Here is a 16,655-nt window from a genome sequence, read left to right on the forward strand (position 1 = left end):
ATCCGCTACACCGGGGGGTGTGGCCGCTGGGGGGTAACTCATGACGGGGCACGACATGTCCGAACTTGGCGCACCTGTGCACAGACCGTACCGAGTCGGGTATGCCCCGGGTGCTTACGATCTGTTTCATATCGGACATCTCAATATCCTTCGGCACGCCCGGAGTCAGTGCGACTACCTGGTGGCCGGGGTGGTCTCCGACGAGATGGCGGAACTGGCCAAGGGCCGGCGCCCGATGATCCCGCTCGTCGAACGCCTCGAAATCGTCCGCAGCGTGAAGTACGTGGACGCCGCGTTCGTCGAAACGGTCCCGGACAAGGTGGAGACCTGGAAGCAGGTCCGCTTCGACGTGATCTTCAAGGGCGACGACTGGCGGGGCACCCCCAAGGGCGACAAGCTGGAGAAGGACTTCGCCGCCGTCGGCGTCGACGTCGTCTACTTCCCCTACACGGTGCACACCTCCAGCACCCAGCTGCGCCGGGCGCTGGACGCGCTGTCCGAACCGCTCAGCGCCGAACGCCGCTGAGCGGGTACGGAGCCTGATCGGGTACGGAACCGCTCAGCGCGGTACGGCGCTGAGCTCCCGGAACCACTTCGCGAGGAACGCCAGCAGGAACAGCGCGGCGACCGCGCCGAGCCCCGCGTACGCCCAGCGGAACAGCCCCCCGCCCCCGAGCACCAGGAACACCAGGCAGAACACCCCGTAGTCCACGGGCAGCAGCGCCACCGCGCGCACGGTCGACGGTGCGGCGGCGGGGCTCCCCGGCGCCGGCCTGGGCTTGAGCTTCTCGGTCAGCAGCCCGCCGAAGAAGGTGACGACCGAGGCGAACTGGAAGCCCAGCGGCACCAGCAGCCAGCCCTCCCCGCCCGTCCCGTACGCCTCCGGGAAGCGGTAGAACGCGATCAGCACGCAGGTGTGCAGGGCCGTCAGCTTGGCGCAGTCCACGACGTGGTCGAGCCATTCGCCCGCCGCGCTGCCGCCCCCGCGCAGCCGGGCCAGCTGCCCGTCGGCGGAGTCGAACGCGAAGCCGACGGCGAGCGCGGCCCACACGGCGACGCCCAGCCCCCACGAGGGCGCGGCGAGCGCGACGGCGGCCACGGCGGCGAAGCTGAAGGCGGCGCTGACCAGCGTCACCTGGTTCGGGGTCAGCCCGAGCGCGTACGACACGGCGGCCAGATACCGCCCCGCGGGCCGGTTGACGAACCGCGAATAGAGCGACACCCCCTTCGCCGACTTCTGCGCCCCGCGCAGCTCCCGCAGCGCGGTCCCGACCTTCGCCATGCGTACCCCTGATTTCCTGCGGCGGCACACCTGTACGGGTGCACGTGTGTACGAGGGGCACATCATCGCAGGGCGAGTGAGGGTTCCCGCTCCGGTTCCCTGCGGACGTCGGGGAGCAGCAGTACGGACAGGTTCGCCGCGGCGCTCAGGGCGGCAGCCACCAGCAGCGGCGCCGCGGTCCCGGTGACCCCCGCCAGCGGCGCCGCCACCGCCAGTCCCAGCGGCCGGGCGGCGAAGGAGATCAGGGTGTCGAAGGAGCCGACCCGGCCCAGCGTGTCCAGCGGGATCCGGCGCTGCATCTCCGTCTCCCACAGGGGACTCAGCACGCCCAGGCCGAACATCGAGACGAAGAAGGCCGTCGCCGTCACCGCCACGGGCAGCCGCAGCGCGAGGGCCGTGAGCGGCAGGGCCTGTGCCGAGGCCCCGACGGCCACCCCGTACAGCGGCCGCCGTACGGGCAGCCGGCCGGCGGCCCAGACCCCGGCGAGCATGCCGGCGGTGCCCACCTGGGCGATGACCACCCAGGTCGCCGCTCCGCCCAGGCTCTGTACGGCGATCAGCGGCCCCAGGGTGAGCAGCAGGCCGGCCGCGAGATGCCAGACGCCGTGGGCGAGCACGTTGGCCAGGAACCAGGGGTGGCGCCGGGTCTCGGACCAGCCGGCCCGCAACTCGGCCGTGAACCCGGCGCGGGTGCGCACGAGCGGCGCCGGGGCGGTCCGCAGTCCGCCGAGGGTGAGCGCGGAGGCGGCGAACAGCGCGCCGGTCAGCAGGGAGGACCAGCCGGCCCCGAGGGCCAGCATCATCGTGCCCGCGGCGGCGGGCCCCGCCATCTGCGCGAGCCCGGTCGCCACCCCGAGCCGGGAGTTGACCCGAAGCCGGCCCTCGGCGGGGACGACCGCGGCGACGAGCGTGCGGGCCGAGGGGTTGCCGAAGGCGACGCCGGCGCCGGTGACCGCCGCCAGCGCCGCGAGCTCGGGGATCCGCACCGGACCGGTCAGCAGCAGGACCCCGGTCGCGCCCTGTGCGGTGGCGCGCACCAGGTCGGCGGCCAGGACGACCCGCCGGGCGGGGAAGCGGTCGGCGGCCACGCCCGCGACGGGCAGCAGGAGCAGCATCGGGAGCAGTTCGCTCGCGAGGACGATGCCGAGGTCGCCGGCGGAACCGGTGCGCACGACGGCCAGGGTGAGGGTGGTGGGGATCAGGGCGCTGGCGAAGGCCGCGAAGGTGCGCCCGGCGAGAAGCCGCCAGATCGACGAGGTCATGACAGCAGATAATATTTCGCCAGCGAATCATTCGTCAACGAACTATCGAGTCCGGGGTGCGATACTTCCGACCATGGACACGGAGCACGCCGAGGATTCGGTCGACCGGCACATCGCCCGCTGGAGCGGCAAGGTCCCCTTCGACGTGCCCACCGAGGCGGTCATCACGCGCATCCAGCTCCTGGCCAAGCACGTGAAGTACGGCAAGGAACGGGCCCTGGCGGAGACCGGACTGCAGGAGTTCGAGTTCGAGACCATGCACCGGCTCGCCTCCCGCGGCACGCCCTGGCGGGCCCCCTCCGCCGAACTCGCCGCCGAACTGCTGCTCTCCCCGGCCGGGATGACCGGCCGCCTCGACACCCTGGAGAAGTCCGGGCTGGTCCGCCGGGTGCGCGCCTCCGGGGACCGCCGCCGGGTCGACGTGGAGCTGACCGACGACGGCCACCGGCGCTGGACCGAGGCCATGCGCTGGCGCGGCATCGCCGAGGCCGAGATGGTCGACCCCCTCGACGACGGGGAGCGGGCCGCGCTCTCCGCCCTCCTCAAGCGGATGCTGCGGCACGTCGAGGAGAAGCAGGAGAAGTAGCGGCCGTTCCCTCCGCCCCCTCGGCCCGCTTCTGCCACCCCCTCGGCCCGCGCCGCTCGGCCCGCGCCGCTCGGCCCGCGCCGCTCGGCCCGCGCCCCTCAGCCCGCGCCCCTCAGCCCGACACCTGCAACAGCAGTACCGACCGGGCCGGCACCGTCAGCGTCTCCCCGCCCCGGAACCGGGTGCCGGGAGGCGCCGCCTGGTCCTCCCGCGCGGTGTCCAGCACCAGTTCGTACCCTGCCGCCCACGGCGCGCCCGGCAGCACCCAGGCCACCGGCCGGTCCCCGGCGTGCAGCAGGGCCAGGAAGCTGTCGTCGCTCACCTGCCGCCCCCGCTCGTCGCGGCCCGGGATGTCGCGCCCCGACAGGTACATCCCGAGCGCCGCGGCCGGCGCGTACCAGTCCCGCTCGGTCATCTCCACGCCCGCCGGGGTGAACCAGGCCAGGTCCCGCAGCCCGTCCGCGCCCTGCGGCCGCCCGGAGAAGAACGCCCGCCGGCGCAGCACCGGATGCTCCTGGCGCAGCGCCACCAGCCGCGCGGCCAGCGCGCACAGGTCCCGCCAGGCCGGGTCCTCCAGCAGCGACCAGTCCACCCATCCCGTCTCGTTGTCCTGGCAGTACGCGTTGTTGTTGCCGCCCTGCGTGCGCCCGAACTCGTCCCCGGCGACCAGCATCGGCACCCCGGTGGACAGCAACAGCGTGGTCAGCAGGTTGCGCAGCTGCCGCCGGCGCAGCACCCCGGTCCGGGCGTCGTCCGTCTCCCCCTCCACCCCGCAGTTCCACGAGCGGTTGTCCTCGGTCCCGTCGCGGCCCGCCTCCCCGTTGGCCTCGTTGTGCTTGCGCTCGTACGACACGAGGTCGCGCAGGGTGAAACCGTCGTGCGCCGTCACGAAGTTCACCGAGGCGTACGGCCGCCGCCCGCCCCACGCGTACAGGTCGCTGGAGCCCGACAGCCGGTACCCGAGATCCCGTACGTCGGGCAGAGCGCCCCGCCAGAAGTCCCGTACGGCATCCCGGTACCGGTCGTTCCACTCCGTCCACAGCGGCGGGAACGCCCCCACCTGGTAGCCGCCCGAGCCCACGTCCCACGGCTCGGCGATCAGCTTGACCCGCCGCAGCACCGGGTCCTGGGCGATGACGGCGAGGAACGGCGAGAGCATGTCCACGTCGTGCATCGAGCGGGCCAGCGCCGCCGCCAGGTCGAAGCGGAAGCCGTCCACCCCCATCTCCGTCACCCAGTAGCGCAGGGAGTCCGTGATGAGGCGCAGCACGTGCGGCCGCCCGGCGTGCAGGGTGTTCCCGCAGCCCGTGTAGTCGGCGTACCGGCGCTGGTCGGACTGGAGCCGGTAGTAGCCCCGGTTGTCGGTGCCGCGCAGCGAGAGCGTCGGGCCCAGCTCGCCCGCCTCGGCCGTGTGGTTGTAGACCACGTCGAGGATGACCTCGATCCCGGCCGCGTGCAGGGCCTTCACCATGCGCTTGAACTCGCCGACCTGCTGCCCCGCCGTACCGGAGGAGGAGTAGCCGGCGTGCGGGGCGAAGTAGCCGATCGAGTTGTAGCCCCAGTAGTTGCGCAAGCCCCGGCGCAGCAGGTGGTCCTCGTGCGCGAACTGGTGCACCGGCAGCAGTTCGACCGCCGTCACCCCGAGCCGGGTCAGGTGCTCGACCGCCGCCGGATGGGCGAGGCCCGCGTACGTGCCGCGCAGCTCCTCGGGAACACCCGGATGGCGCATCGTGAACCCGCGCACGTGCAGCTCGTAGATCACCGAATCGGCCCACGGGGTCTTCGGCCGGACGTCGTCCGCCCAGTCGTCGTCATCGTGGACCACGACCCCCTTGGGGACGTACGGCGCCGAGTCGCGGTCGTCGCGGACGGTGTCCGCGATGTACTGCTGCGGCCAGTCGCGGACGTGCCCGTACACCTCAGGCGGCAGCACGAAGTCCCCGTCGACGGCCCGCGCGTACGGATCCAGGAGCAGCTTCGCCGGATTGAACCGGGCCCCCGTCCACGGGTCCCAGCGGCCGTGCACCCGGAACCCGTACCGCTGCCCGGGGCGCACACCGGGCAGGAAGCCGTGCCAGATCTCGTGCGTCAGCTCGGTCAGGGCGCAGCGGGTCTCGGCACCCTCCGCATCGAAGAGGCAGAGCTCCACCGCCTCCGCGCCCTGGGCCCACAGCGCGAAGTTCGTGCCCGCCGTCCCGTCCGGGCCGGTGCGAAAACGCGCCCCGAGCGGGTGCGAGGACCCCGGCCACACCGGTGGCCCCGGGCGGGCGACGGCCCGTAAGGCCGGCTCGGGATCCCGTGCCACCGCGCCGTTCACCCGGCCGTTGACGTGCGGGACGGGCGGCGCGGCCCCGCCGCTGCGGATCGCGTCCACGGCCTCCACCGAATCCACGGCCTCGACGGCCTCCACCGAATCCACCGAATCCAACGACTCCACTGACTCCACTGACTCCATGGCGGCGGCATCCACCGCCTCGTGCTCGGCTGCGCTCGACACTGCCCGCCTCCACGGCTCCTGGGTACCGGCGGGGGTAGGGGAGAGTGCGGCCCCGGCGTCCCGGCCTGGGCCCGCCCCCGTCTGGTCCTTCCCACTGTTCTGCCCGGAGAGATCTGCCCGGAACGTGGCCCGCGCTCACGTTTCCCCCGGAGGGGGCCGGTCGTTGGATGGACCGTGACACTTCTGACGAGGCGGGCAGGGGCGGGCTTGGCCGCCGTGGCGGCATGGGCGGCCCTGCTGGGCAGCCTGGCCGGATGCACCGAGAGCGGCGGTTCCCCGGTCGAGATCCAGCTCCCCGGCAAACCCCGGTCGCCCGACGAGGCCATCCGGATCACCCCCGACGACAACGCCAAGGGAGTCCCGGCCGAAGGCCCGCTGACGGTCAGAGTGCCCGAGGGCCGCCTCGAGCGGGTCGTGGTCACCAAGGTCGAGGACGCCCAGGAGGAGCGCGTCCCCGGCTCCATCGCCCCCGACGGCCTCAGCTGGAGCCCCGACCCCGCGGGCGGCAAGCTCGCGCTCGCCGCCAAGTACACCGTGGACGCGGTCGCCCTCGACGGCCACGACCGCCGCCAGGCCCGGCACACCACCTTCACCACCTACGTCCCCGAGGAGCGGTTCATCGGCTACTTCAAGCCCGAGAACCGCTCCACCGTCGGCACCGGCATGATCGTCTCCTTCAACTTCAACCGGTCGATCGAGAACCGCGCCGACGTCGAGCGGGCCATCACCGTCACCTCCAAGCCCCCGGTGGAGGTCGCGGGCCACTGGTTCGGCAACGAGCGCCTCGACTTCCGGCCCAAGCAGTACTGGAAACCCGGGACCGAGGTCACCGTCACGATGAACCTGCGGGACGTGCAGGGCGCACCCGGCTCGTACGGCATCCAGGACAAGGCCGTCACCTTCACCGTGGGCCGCTCCCAGGTCTCCACCGTGGACGCGGAGGCGCACACGATGGAGGTCCGCCGGGAGGGGAAGCTGGTCTCCACCCTCCCGATCAGCGCCGGAGCGCCCAAGAACACCACCTACAACGGGAAGATGGTGGTGCTGGAGATGTTCGACGTGACCCGGATGAACGGCCAGACCGTCGGCTTCGGCGGCGAGTACGACATCCCCGACGTCCCGCACGCCATCCGGCTCACCACCTCCGGGACCTTCCTGCACGGGAACTACTGGGCCAGCCCCGACACCTTCGGCTCGACCAACACCAGCCACGGCTGCGTGGGACTGCGCGACGACCGGGGCGGCGGTTCGGACACCCCGGCCGGCTGGTTCTTCGACCGGACCCTGGTCGGGGACGTGGTGGAGGTCGTCAATTCGCAGGACAAGACGGTGGCGCCGAACAACGGGCTGGGCGGCTGGAACATGGACTGGGCGCACTGGGTCGCGGGCTCCGCCCTCGGCTGACGCACCCGAGGACCGGCGGCTCCGCCCGACGCGCCGGTCCTTCCCCACTCTTGGGACGGAACGGTGACAAGACCGTTTCTCTTCGTGATCCCCCCATGTGATTTCCTGTCGACAAGCGCGCGACTGTCCGCGCGCGGGGGACATGGGGAGAACAAGAGTGAACGTGCAGCCGATACGCGGCCGCGCCCGCCGCACCGGCCTGCCGGCCCTCCTGCTCGGAGCGGCACTGCTGCTCACGAGCGCGTGCAGCGGAGGCGGCACCACCGGCGGCGGAGGCGGCGACAACGCTGGGGGCGGCGGGGGCGGCAAGACCGGTACCGAGGCGTCCAAGGCCGTTGTCAGCGTCAAGCCGGACGACGGCGCCAAGGAGGTCGCCACCAGCGGCATCCTGAAGATAACCAGCACCGGCGGCAAGCTGACCACCGTGACCGTCGCGGACACCAAGGGCAACGCCGTCGACGGCAAGCTCGCCGAGGACGGCGCGAGCTGGGAGCCCGCCCGCAACCTGGCCGCCGCCACCGAGTACAAGGTGCACGCCGTCGCCAAGGACGAGGCCGGCCGGGAGTCCGCCAAGGACACCACGTTCACCACCCTGACCCCGACCAACACGTTCGTCGGCCACTACACGCCCGAGGACGGCGAGACCGTCGGCGTGGGCATGCCGGTGTCGTTCAACTTCACCCGGGGCATCACCAACACCGAGGCCGTCGAGAAGGCCATCACGGTGACGGCCGAGCCGTCCGTGCCGGTCGAGGGCCACTGGTTCGGCAACGACCGCCTTGACTTCCGCCCCGAGAAGTACTGGGCCGCGGGCACCAAGGTCACCGTGAAGATCGCCCTGGACGGGGTCGAGGGCCGTCCCGGCGTCTACGGCAAGCAGACCCGTACGGTCACCTTCACCATCGGCCGCTCGCAGGTCTCCACGGTCGACGCGAGCGAGCACACCATGCAGGTCGTCCGCGACGGCCAGGTGTTCAAGAACCTCCCGATCACCGCCGGCGCCCCGTCGACGACCACGTACAACGGGCAGATGGTCATCAGCGAGAAGTACAAGGTGACCCGGATGAACGGCGCGACCGTCGGCTTCGGCGGCGAGTACGACATCTCGGACGTCCCGCACGCGATGCGCCTGTCGAACTCGGGCACCTTCGTCCACGGCAACTACTGGGCCTCCTCCGGCACGTTCGGCTCCGAGAACGTCAGCCACGGCTGCGTGGGCCTCAAGGACGTCCGCGGCGCGGGCGACGGCAACCAGCCCGCCGCGTGGTTCTTCAACGAGTCGCTGATCGGTGACGTCGTCGTCGTGAAGAACTCCAAGGACAAGCAGATCGCCCCGGACAACGGCCTCAACGGCTGGAACATGGACTGGGCGGAGTGGATCAAGTAGTCCTCTCCCGTCCGTAGTCGACCGGGCGAGCAGTCGAGTGGCCCGGTGCTGTGACCCACGGCACCGGGCCACTTCGCGTGCTGCGCCGGTCCGGGGGAGCCCCCGGACCCCCCTGCGGCTAACCTGCCGCGTATGACCCTCTCTCTCGAAGTCTCCGAAGGCGTCGGCACCCTCCGTCTGGACCGGCCGCCGATGAACGCCCTGGACATCGCCACCCAGGACCGGCTGCGCGAGCTCGCCGTGGAGGCCACCGACCGGGCCGACGTCCGCGCGGTGATCATCTATGGCGGCGAGAAGGTGTTCGCGGCCGGCGCGGACATCAAGGAGATGCAGACGATGGACCACGCGGCGATGATCGCCCGGTCCCGCGCGCTCCAGGACGCCTTCACCGCCGTGGCGCGGATCCCCAAGCCCGTCGTCGCCGCCGTCACCGGCTACGCCCTGGGCGGCGGCTGCGAGCTCGCGCTGTGCGCCGACTACCGGATCGCCGCCGACAACGCGAAGCTCGGCCAGCCCGAGATCCTGCTCGGCCTGATCCCCGGGGCGGGCGGCACCCAGCGGCTGTCCCGGCTGATCGGCCCGTCCAAGGCCAAGGACCTGATCTTCACCGGCCGCATGGTCAAGGCCGACGAGGCGCTCACGCTCGGACTCGTGGACCGGGTCGTGCCCGCCGCCGAGGTGTACGAGCAGGCGCACGCCTGGGCCGCGAAGCTCGCCCAGGGCCCGGCGATCGCGCTGCGCGCCGCCAAGGAGTGCGTGGACGCGGGCCTGGAGGCGGACATCGACACCGGCCTGACCATCGAACGCAACTGGTTCGCGGGCCTGTTCGCCACCGAGGACCGCGAGCGCGGCATGCGCAGCTTCGTCGAAGAGGGCCCCGGCAAGGCGAAGTTCCTCTAGTCCTCCCTGGGAGTGGATTAGCCAGGCCTTAAAGCAACCTTAAGGAGCTGTGGAGATCCACTCCGGGCGCTCGTCCGCGAGCGGTGTGTCACCGCAGATCAGGATGGTTTCGCCGGCTTCCGATTGCCCAACGCATATGACGGGACGCCCCCTTGGAATCGACCGTTCCGGGGGGTGTTTTCCCGCGGAACGGCCCGGACTGGCGTATCGGCCGTCCATGATGGGTTCATGGCGGGCCTGGAGGGTGTGGAACAGCCGCGGCAGCGCAGCAGCGCTTCCGCCGTACGGCTCACGGCGGCTCTTGAGGACGAACAGGGTCTCAAGGCGCTGGAGTTGTACGGGAATCCGGCCGAGGCGGAAGTGACGCTCCCGTCCATGCCCGAGTCGGCGAGCACGGCCCGCCGGCTCACCCAGTACGTGGTGATCCGCTTCTGGGGCTTCTCCCCGCAGGTGTCCGAACACACCGTCCTGCTGGTCTCGGAGCTCGTCGGCAACGCGGTCCGCCACACCGGCGCCCGCTCCTTCGGCTTACGGATGCTGCGGCGGCGGGGCTGGATCCGGGTCGAGGTGCGGGACCCCTCGCGCGGGCTGCCCTGCCTGATGCCGGTCCACGAGCTGGACACCACCGGCCGGGGGCTCTTCCTGGTCGACAAGCTCTCCGACCGCTGGGGCGCCGACCTGCTGCCGCGCGGCAAGATCACCTGGTTCGAGATGCGGGTGGCCGACCGCTGACTCCGGCGCCCCCGTGGCCCTTGACCGCACCGGCCCCTGGAATGCCTGAAGCCCCCGGTCGCCGTGGTGGGGCGTCGTGGGGGCTTCATGGGTCCGCCGAGGATCGAAGGGGGTGTGATCCTCGGCGTGGTGACTTCGCTCGGGTCAATGGGGAAGCCGTGATTCCGACTATGGCAGACGGGCGACCAAACGCCAAAAGTCCCAACTTGGACATAAGTGTGCAAATGCTAAGAGTTTCCAGCTAAATCCTAGGTGAGGTCGGCCACTCACCTCGCAATCGATGAATAACTATCCGCTGCCGTGTGTGATTCGTTGATCGCTCACCGGACACTCCCTCGCATGGGTGTACTCCGGTAAAGGTCCCGAAATGGGTCAATCGTTATCTTCGGGGTCATCCACCACTTAAATGGGCGGGTGCTCTGCTACCCGGACCGTCGATCCGCTCTCCGCTCCGGCGCGGCGGCCGCCGTCGGCGCCCTCACCGCCGCCTGCGGCGCCGGGGGCCCGGCCCCCTCTGCGCCCCCGGTCAAGGCCGCCCCGGCCACCGGGCCGGCCGCACGGGCCGGCCGGGCGGCCGCGCCCGCCCCGCGCCGGATCCCCGGACAGCCCGACGAGATCGGGCACGGTCCGCGCGACCGCCCCCGGGTCGCCCTCACCTTCCACGGCAACGGGGACCCCGCCATCGCCCGTGCCGTACTGGCCGAGGCCGAAAGGGCGGGCGCGCGGGTCACCGTACTGGCGATCGGCAGCTGGCTCGACGCCCACCCGGACATGGCCCGCCGGGTCCTGGACGGCGGCCACGAGCTCGGCAACCACACCCAGCGCCACCTCGCGATCAACGCGATGCCCGAGGCGGAGGCCTACGCCGAGATCACCGGCTGCGCCCAGCGGCTCAAGCGGCTCACCGGCTCCATCGGCACCTGGTTCCGGCCCTCCCAGACCCAGTACGCCACCCCCCTCGTCACGAAGCTGGCCCGGCGGGCGGGCTACCCGCACGTCCTCTCGTACGACGTGGACTCCCTCGACTTCACCTCGCCCGGCGCCGCGGCCGTCATCCGCACCGTCACCGGGACGATCCGCAGCGGATCGGTGGTGAGCCTGCACTTCGGCTACGCGGACACGGTCGACGCGATGCCGCCCCTCCTCGAAGAACTCGCGCGCCGCAACCTGCGCGCGGTGACCACCACGGAGCTGCTGACCTCATGACGACCACCCGCCTTCCCCGGAGGGCCACCGTGCTGCTGGCCGGTCTGGTCCTCGCCGCCCTGGCCGGCTGCGGATCGGCCGACAAGGAGCCCGCCGAGGCGCTCGGCTCCGCGGCCCCGGCCCGGGAGCCCGTCAAGGCCGTCCCGGCCGTGCCGCAGGGCCTGGCCGGGATGCCGCCGCTCCTCGACCCGAACGACGTGTACGCCGCCGACCGGCCGAACAACCTCGCCCCGGTGGTCAAGGACTTCCCGTCCCGCGTCTACGTACCGAACACCACCTCCAACACGGTGTCCGTCATCGACCCGAAGACGTACAAGGTCGTCGACACCATTCCGGTCGGCGTGCAGCCCCAGCACGTGGTCCCGTCCTGGGACATGAAGACCCTGTGGGTCAACAACAACCGCGGCCACACGCTCACACCGATCAACCCGGCCACGGGCGAGGCCGGCCAACCCGTCGAGGTGCACGACCCGTACAACCTGTACTTCACGCCGAACGGCAAGTACGCGGTCGTGATGGCCTCCATGGACCGCGAGCTGGTCTTCCGCGATCCGCACACGATGAACCGGGTGAAGACCGTCCCGGTGACCTGTTTCGGCGTCAATCACGCGGACTTCTCCGCCGACGGCCGCTACTTCATCGTGAGTTGCGAGTTCTCCGGCGAGCTCCTCAAGGTGGACACCGAGAAGATGGAGGTCGTCGCCCAGCAGAAGCTGCCCTTCGAGGGCGCGATGCCGCAGGACGTGAAGGTCTCCCCGGACGGAAAGACCTTCTACGTCGCGGACATGATGGCGCACGGCATGTGGGTGTTCAGCGGCGACAAGTTCGAGATCCCCAAGCTGCTGCCCACGGGGAAGGGCACCCACGGCCTGTACGTCAGCCGCGACTCCAAGGAGATGTACATCTCCAACCGCGGCGAGGGCAGCATCTCCGTCTTCGACTTCAAGCAGAACAGGCTCACCAAGAAGTGGGAGCTCCCCGGCGGCGGCAGCCCCGACATGGGCGGCGTCTCCGCCGACGGCAAGGTGCTGTGGCTGTCGGGCCGCTACAACTCCGAGGTCTACGCGATCGACACGGCGACCGGCGAGCAGCTCGCCAAGATCCCGGTGGGCGGCGGCCCGCACGGCCTGGCCGTCTACCCGCAGCCCGGACGCTACTCGCTCGGCCACACCGGCATCTTCCGCTAGGCCGCCGGGAGCACGGGGAGCGCGGGGAGCACGGGGAGTGCCGGGAGCACGGGGAGTACGGGGCGCGGCGACACGGCGGCGCCCGGGAGCTCGCACAGCTCCCGGGACACCGCCGTGCCCGTGACGGCAATGCCGGTGCGTCATGCGGCGACCCCGCAGCGTGACAAGTCCGCGCCGGATTTCTCGGCCGGGATTACCGGCTCCATATCGCGGACGGGTAATTGAATTCCTGTCCGCCGCCCGGACGGGACCCGCGGGAGGGGGCGGTGCCCGGCTGCCGCTACCCTGGGCCGGTCAACAAGCACCAAGAAGGGGTGGATCCCAGTGGCTGACATCGAGAGCGCGCGGGCGACGTTCGGCAAGTTCGACGCGGACGGTGACGGCTTCGTCACGGCCGACGAGTACAGCGCGGCCATGAAGGCGATGGGCGACGTGTACGTGACCGGCGCCGTCGCGGACGCCGTGGTCGCGGCCAAGGACAGCAACGGCGACGGCCTGCTGAGCTTCGACGAGTTCTGGGCCTCCCTGAACAAGTAAGCCCTGCACGGCCCCCGCCATGCCCTTCTGCCGGGCGGGCGGGGGCATTGTGCTGCCCTGGCGCGTTTCCGGGGGGTCAGGAGACGGCTCCGCCGGGCGGCGGGGCCATGTCCTCGACCTCGCTCAGGGCCTCCTCCAGCCAGCGCAGCCAGAACGTCTCCAGGCCGATGCCGCCGTGCAGCACCAGCCGGCGCAGCCGGTCCTCGTCGGAGTCCCGCTCCGGCGGGAAGTCCTTCTCCTCGATCGCCTCGTAGACGGCCAGCTGCCGCCGGTGCAGATCGAGGTGGCGCCGCAGCTCCCCGGCCAGCCCGTGCGGGCCCACCACGGCGGCCGCCCGGATCCGCAGCAGCAGCGGATCCCGGATGGCCTTCGGGTCCTGGCTCTCGCCGACCCACCGCGCGAGCTCCGCGCTCCCGTCGGCCAGTACCTCGTACTGCTTCTTCTGCCCCCGTACGGGCACCTCGCTGGGCAGCGCCCGGATCAGCCCGGCCTCCTCCAGCCGGCCGAGCTCGCGGTAGATCTGCTGGTGCGTCGCGGACCAGAAGTACCCGATCGACCTGTCGAACCGCCGGGTCAGCTCCAGCCCCGACGAGGGCTTCTCCAGCAGGGCGGTCAGGATGGCGTGCGGCAGCGACATGCGGTCATCCTAGGGATTTGCGGGAGGCCGGGGACTGCGCCCCCGGCCGCGCCCGCGAGACGAGATCCACCGCAGAGCGGGCTAGGCCCAAGTGGCCAGGGCTTCCGGGGTTTTGGGGCCCGGGGTGTGCGGGGGCAGGAGGTTGCGGGCGCGGAGGAAGGACGTCACCGCCGGGGACCAGGCCTGGCGGAGGCCTGCCGAGGCCAGGAGCTCCGGGTCCGACAGGAGGGCCTGCGCCGGGCCGACGCGGATGCCCGACGGGGTCAGCACCGCCGCGTCGTCGGCCCAGCGGACCGCCAGGTCGACGTCGTGCGTGGCCATGACCACCGTGGTGCCGGCCGCGCGCAGGCCCGCCAGGACGTCCAGCAGCCGCTCCTGTCCGTCCGGGTCCAGCCCGGCCGTCGGCTCGTCCAGGATCAGTACGCGCGGAGCCATCGCCACCGCGCCCGCGATCGCCGCGCGCTTGCGCTGCCCGTACGAGAGCAGGTGCGTCGGGCGGTCCCGCAGCGCCGTGATGTCCAGCGCGGCGAGTGCGGACTCCACCCGGGCCCGGACCTCGTCCACCGCCAGCCCCATGTTCATCGGGCCGAAGGACACGTCCTGTTCCACCGACGCGGCGAACAGCTGGTCATCCGGGTCCTGGACCACCAGCTGCACCGACGTACGCAGCCGGACCAGGCCCGCCCGGTCGTACGACACCGCCGTCCCGTCCAGGCGCAGCGCCCCCGAGCCGGGCCGCAGGCCCCCGCTCAGCAGCCGCATCAGCGTGGTCTTGCCGCTGCCGTTGCGGCCCAGCAGGACCAGCGCCCGGCCCTCCGCGATGGCGAAGTCCACGTCGGACAGGACCGCCGGGCCGTCCTCGTACGCGTAGCCGGCTCCGGCCAGTTCCACCAACGGGTTCAAAGGTACGTCCCCTTCAGGGTGAGAGTCAGGGTGATCAGGGCCGCCAGGAGGGCCCCCGACGCCGCCAGGAAGCGCCACGACAGGGCCGCCTCGGGTACGAGGACCCGCAGGGCGCCGTCGTAGCCGCGCCCGGCCAGGCCCACCTGGAGCCGCGCCGCGCGGTCGAAGGCCCGCACGAACGAGGTCGCGGCGAGCCCGGCCAGCGAACGCCACACCGCGGCCCGGCCCGACTGCCCCAGGCGGGCCGCCTGGGCGCGCCGGACCTGGGCCATCGAGTCCAGCAGCAGGAAGCCGATGCGGTACATGACCAGGGCCACGTCCACCACCGGCGCCGGGACCCCGGCCCGGACCAGCCGGGGCAGGACGTCCGAGACGGGCGTCGTGAAGGCGAACAGCAGCACCCCGAGGGAGGCCGCCGAGGTCCGCAGCAGCAGCTCCGCGGCATGCCGGGGTCCGTCGGGCGCGAGCGAGACGAGCCCGGCCGGCCCGCCGACGGCGACCAGCAGCGGCAGCGCGCCGGTGACGCAGAAGCCCAGCGGGATCCGGAAGGCCCGCCACAGCTGGCGCCCGGCCACACCGGCCGGGCCGAGCAGCACGGCCAGCGTCGCCGCGGCGACCAGCGGCCCGCCGGGCCAGGGCGGCAGGCATACGGCGGTGACCGTCAGCCCCAGCCCCAGCAGGGCCTTTTCGAGCGGATGGCGGCCGCGCCAGCGGCTGCTGTGCGCGGCCACGTCGATCGGCAGCACCGGCTACGACCCCGTGGCGGTGGTGTCCGACGGGGCGTCAGCGGTGTCCGACGCCGTGGCGGCCGCCGCGGCCGCGCCCTGCCGACGGCCCTTGCGGACGCCGAAGTAGTACGCGAGCACGCCCGCGCCGAGCGCCGCCTGGAGGGCGAACAGCGCCGACTCCACCTCCCCGGAGGGGGGTTCGTACAGCGGCGAGAACCACGGCTCGTAGTCCGGCTTCAGCTCGGTGATCGCCGCCTCCGCCTGCGCATCGGCGCCCGTGAACGGCTCCTCCTTGCCCTCGCCCAGCCCCAGCGCGAGCGGCAGTACGGCCAGCGCCGCCACCAGGAGCAGCAGCAGGCCGTTGATCTTCGCGTTCCGGTTCATCGCCATCAGACCGCCGTCGCCTTCCGCTCGCTGCCGCCGGTCAGCTTCGCGACGCCCAGCCGGACCAGGTCCGACTTGCTCGACTGCATCAGCAGCCGCATCACGAGCACCGTCAGCAGGCCCTCGCTCACCGCGAGCGGGATCTGGGTGACCGCGAAGATGCCCCCGAACTTCGCCAGCGCCCCAGGGAACCCGCTGCCCGGGTCCGGGAAGGCCAGCGCCAGCTGAACGGAGGTCACGCAGTAGGTGACCAGGTCGGCGAAGAAGGCGCCGAAGAAGACGGTCACCATCAGCGGGACGTCGAAGCGCTTCAGCAGCAGGTAGACCCCGTAACCCGCCCAGGGCCCGGCGATCGCCATCGAGAAGACGTTCGCGCCGAGGGTGGTCAGTCCGCCGTGCGCCAGCAGCAGCGCCTGGAACAGCAGGGTGATCGTGCCGAGCACCGCCATGATCGGCGGCCGGAACAGGATCGCGCCGAGCCCGGTACCGGTGGGGTGCGAGCAACTGCCCGTCACCGACGGGATCTTCAGCGCGGACAGGACGAAAGTGAACGCTCCGGACGCCCCGAGCAGCAGCGTGCTCTCCGGGTTGGCCTTCACCTCGCGGGTGAGGGCGCGGACACCGTGGACGACGAAGGGAGCGGACGCGGCGCCCCAGGCGACCGCGTGCAAAGGGGGCAGGAACCCCTCGGCTATATGCATGAGTGGGGAGACCTCTCCAGCACCTCGTGGATGGACAACGCGCCCCGGCCGGTCTCCTGGCTCACGGGTGCTGATGCCCTGACTCCGCCTTCCCGGGCGATGCGGATCCTCCCGCGCCGCCCAGTGGCTTCCCGAAGGAGTGGAGCCGGACTTCCCGTTCACAGTGGCGAGGGCCGCACCGGTTTCCCACCGGTTTCCCGTACACCAAGGCCCGCTGACCCTAGTCGGACGGACGGACCGGTACCAACCCGGCCCGAAGGGGCGCGGCCCGGACGGGCGGCCCGAACGGCTGCGGCCCGGTGGCGCCGCCGTGCACCGGTGG

At 71.9% G+C, this 16,655-nt stretch carries 17 protein-coding genes and 1 riboswitch; of the genes, 9 read left to right on the forward strand and 8 right to left on the reverse strand.

Going from position 1 to position 16,655, the window contains the following annotated elements; genetic code table 11:
- Window positions 1-55: 55 nt before the first annotated feature.
- The gene (locus tag ACZ5WG_RS03085; RefSeq protein WP_468720179.1) at window positions 56-526 is read left to right on the forward strand and encodes an FAD synthase family protein; all 471 of its coding nucleotides are present in this window, start codon (window positions 56-58) and stop codon (window positions 524-526) included.
- A 33-nt stretch (window positions 527-559) separates the two neighbouring features.
- Here ACZ5WG_RS03085 and ACZ5WG_RS03090 read toward each other — a convergent pair whose 3' ends face one another.
- Both ACZ5WG_RS03090 and ACZ5WG_RS03095 read right to left on the reverse strand, forming a co-directional pair.
- On the reverse strand, window positions 560-1,282 hold the full coding sequence (locus ACZ5WG_RS03090; protein WP_468720180.1) for a CDP-alcohol phosphatidyltransferase family protein: 723 nt from the start codon (window positions 1,280-1,282) through the stop codon (window positions 560-562).
- A gap of 62 nt (window positions 1,283-1,344) precedes the next feature.
- Entirely contained in the window at window positions 1,345-2,544 is a 1,200-nt protein-coding gene (locus tag ACZ5WG_RS03095) for an MFS transporter (RefSeq protein ID WP_468720182.1), read from the reverse strand.
- 73 nt (window positions 2,545-2,617) lie between these two features.
- Between ACZ5WG_RS03095 and ACZ5WG_RS03100 the strand changes: the two genes are divergently transcribed.
- Window positions 2,618-3,130 (forward strand): MarR family winged helix-turn-helix transcriptional regulator, encoded by a 513-nt coding sequence (locus ACZ5WG_RS03100; protein ID WP_468720184.1) that lies wholly within the window; start codon window positions 2,618-2,620, stop codon window positions 3,128-3,130.
- A gap of 112 nt (window positions 3,131-3,242) precedes the next feature.
- Here ACZ5WG_RS03100 and glgX read toward each other — a convergent pair whose 3' ends face one another.
- Complete coding sequence (gene glgX / locus ACZ5WG_RS03105; protein ID WP_468720186.1) at window positions 3,243-5,627, reverse strand: glycogen debranching protein GlgX; 2,385 nt, start codon at window positions 5,625-5,627, stop codon at window positions 3,243-3,245.
- 207 nt (window positions 5,628-5,834) lie between these two features.
- Here glgX and ACZ5WG_RS03110 point away from each other — a divergent pair, with 207 nt between their 5' ends.
- The 7 genes from ACZ5WG_RS03110 (at window position 5,835) to ACZ5WG_RS03140 (ending at window position 12,980) form a co-directional block, all read left to right on the forward strand.
- A complete protein-coding gene (locus ACZ5WG_RS03110; protein ID WP_468720187.1) occupies window positions 5,835-7,031 on the forward strand; it encodes a L,D-transpeptidase in 1,197 nt (398 codons plus the stop codon).
- A 142-nt stretch (window positions 7,032-7,173) separates the two neighbouring features.
- Window positions 7,174-8,418: a L,D-transpeptidase gene (locus ACZ5WG_RS03115; RefSeq protein ID WP_468720189.1), complete on the forward strand. Its 1,245-nt coding sequence runs from the start codon at window positions 7,174-7,176 to the stop codon at window positions 8,416-8,418.
- A 132-nt stretch (window positions 8,419-8,550) separates the two neighbouring features.
- A complete protein-coding gene (locus ACZ5WG_RS03120; protein ID WP_468720191.1) occupies window positions 8,551-9,318 on the forward strand; it encodes an enoyl-CoA hydratase/isomerase family protein in 768 nt (255 codons plus the stop codon).
- 228 nt (window positions 9,319-9,546) lie between these two features.
- Window positions 9,547-10,050, forward strand: a complete 504-nt coding sequence (locus tag ACZ5WG_RS03125) for an ATP-binding protein (protein ID WP_468720192.1) — start codon at window positions 9,547-9,549, stop codon at window positions 10,048-10,050.
- Between the two features lie 414 nt (window positions 10,051-10,464).
- Window positions 10,465-11,256 (forward strand): polysaccharide deacetylase family protein, encoded by a 792-nt coding sequence (locus ACZ5WG_RS03130; protein ID WP_468720193.1) that lies wholly within the window; start codon window positions 10,465-10,467, stop codon window positions 11,254-11,256.
- Entirely contained in the window at window positions 11,253-12,443 is a 1,191-nt protein-coding gene (locus tag ACZ5WG_RS03135) for a YncE family protein (protein WP_468720195.1), read from the forward strand. Before ACZ5WG_RS03130 ends, ACZ5WG_RS03135 begins: the two co-directional genes overlap by 4 nt.
- Window positions 12,444-12,767: 324 nt before the next feature.
- The gene (locus ACZ5WG_RS03140; RefSeq protein WP_468720196.1) at window positions 12,768-12,980 is read left to right on the forward strand and encodes an EF-hand domain-containing protein; all 213 of its coding nucleotides are present in this window, start codon (window positions 12,768-12,770) and stop codon (window positions 12,978-12,980) included.
- A gap of 76 nt (window positions 12,981-13,056) precedes the next feature.
- Here the strand turns inward: ACZ5WG_RS03140 and ACZ5WG_RS03145 are convergent, their stop codons facing one another.
- From ACZ5WG_RS03145 to ACZ5WG_RS03165, 5 genes are all read right to left on the reverse strand, one after another.
- Window positions 13,057-13,617, reverse strand: coding sequence for a PadR family transcriptional regulator (locus tag ACZ5WG_RS03145; RefSeq protein ID WP_468720198.1), 561 nt, complete (start codon window positions 13,615-13,617; stop codon window positions 13,057-13,059).
- Between the two features lie 81 nt (window positions 13,618-13,698).
- Window positions 13,699-14,520 carry an ATP-binding cassette domain-containing protein gene (locus ACZ5WG_RS03150; RefSeq protein WP_468720199.1) on the reverse strand — a complete coding sequence of 274 codons (822 nt, stop codon included), beginning with the start codon at window positions 14,518-14,520 and terminating at the stop codon, window positions 13,699-13,701.
- Window positions 14,517-15,266: a cobalt ECF transporter T component CbiQ gene (gene cbiQ, locus ACZ5WG_RS03155; RefSeq protein WP_468720201.1), complete on the reverse strand. Its 750-nt coding sequence runs from the start codon at window positions 15,264-15,266 to the stop codon at window positions 14,517-14,519. The genes ACZ5WG_RS03150 and cbiQ overlap by 4 nt, the downstream gene beginning before the upstream one ends.
- Before the next feature lie 3 nt (window positions 15,267-15,269).
- Window positions 15,270-15,638, reverse strand: coding sequence for an energy-coupling factor ABC transporter substrate-binding protein (locus ACZ5WG_RS03160; protein ID WP_468720202.1), 369 nt, complete (start codon window positions 15,636-15,638; stop codon window positions 15,270-15,272).
- The gene (locus ACZ5WG_RS03165) at window positions 15,638-16,333 is read right to left on the reverse strand and encodes an energy-coupling factor ABC transporter permease (protein WP_468720204.1); all 696 of its coding nucleotides are present in this window, start codon (window positions 16,331-16,333) and stop codon (window positions 15,638-15,640) included. Before ACZ5WG_RS03165 ends, ACZ5WG_RS03160 begins: the two co-directional genes overlap by 1 nt.
- A 29-nt stretch (window positions 16,334-16,362) precedes the next feature.
- Window positions 16,363-16,557, reverse strand: a riboswitch (cobalamin riboswitch).
- Window positions 16,558-16,655: the final 98 nt, after the last annotated feature.

The sequence above is a fragment of the Streptomyces sp. NPDC032745 genome, assembly GCF_055579465.1.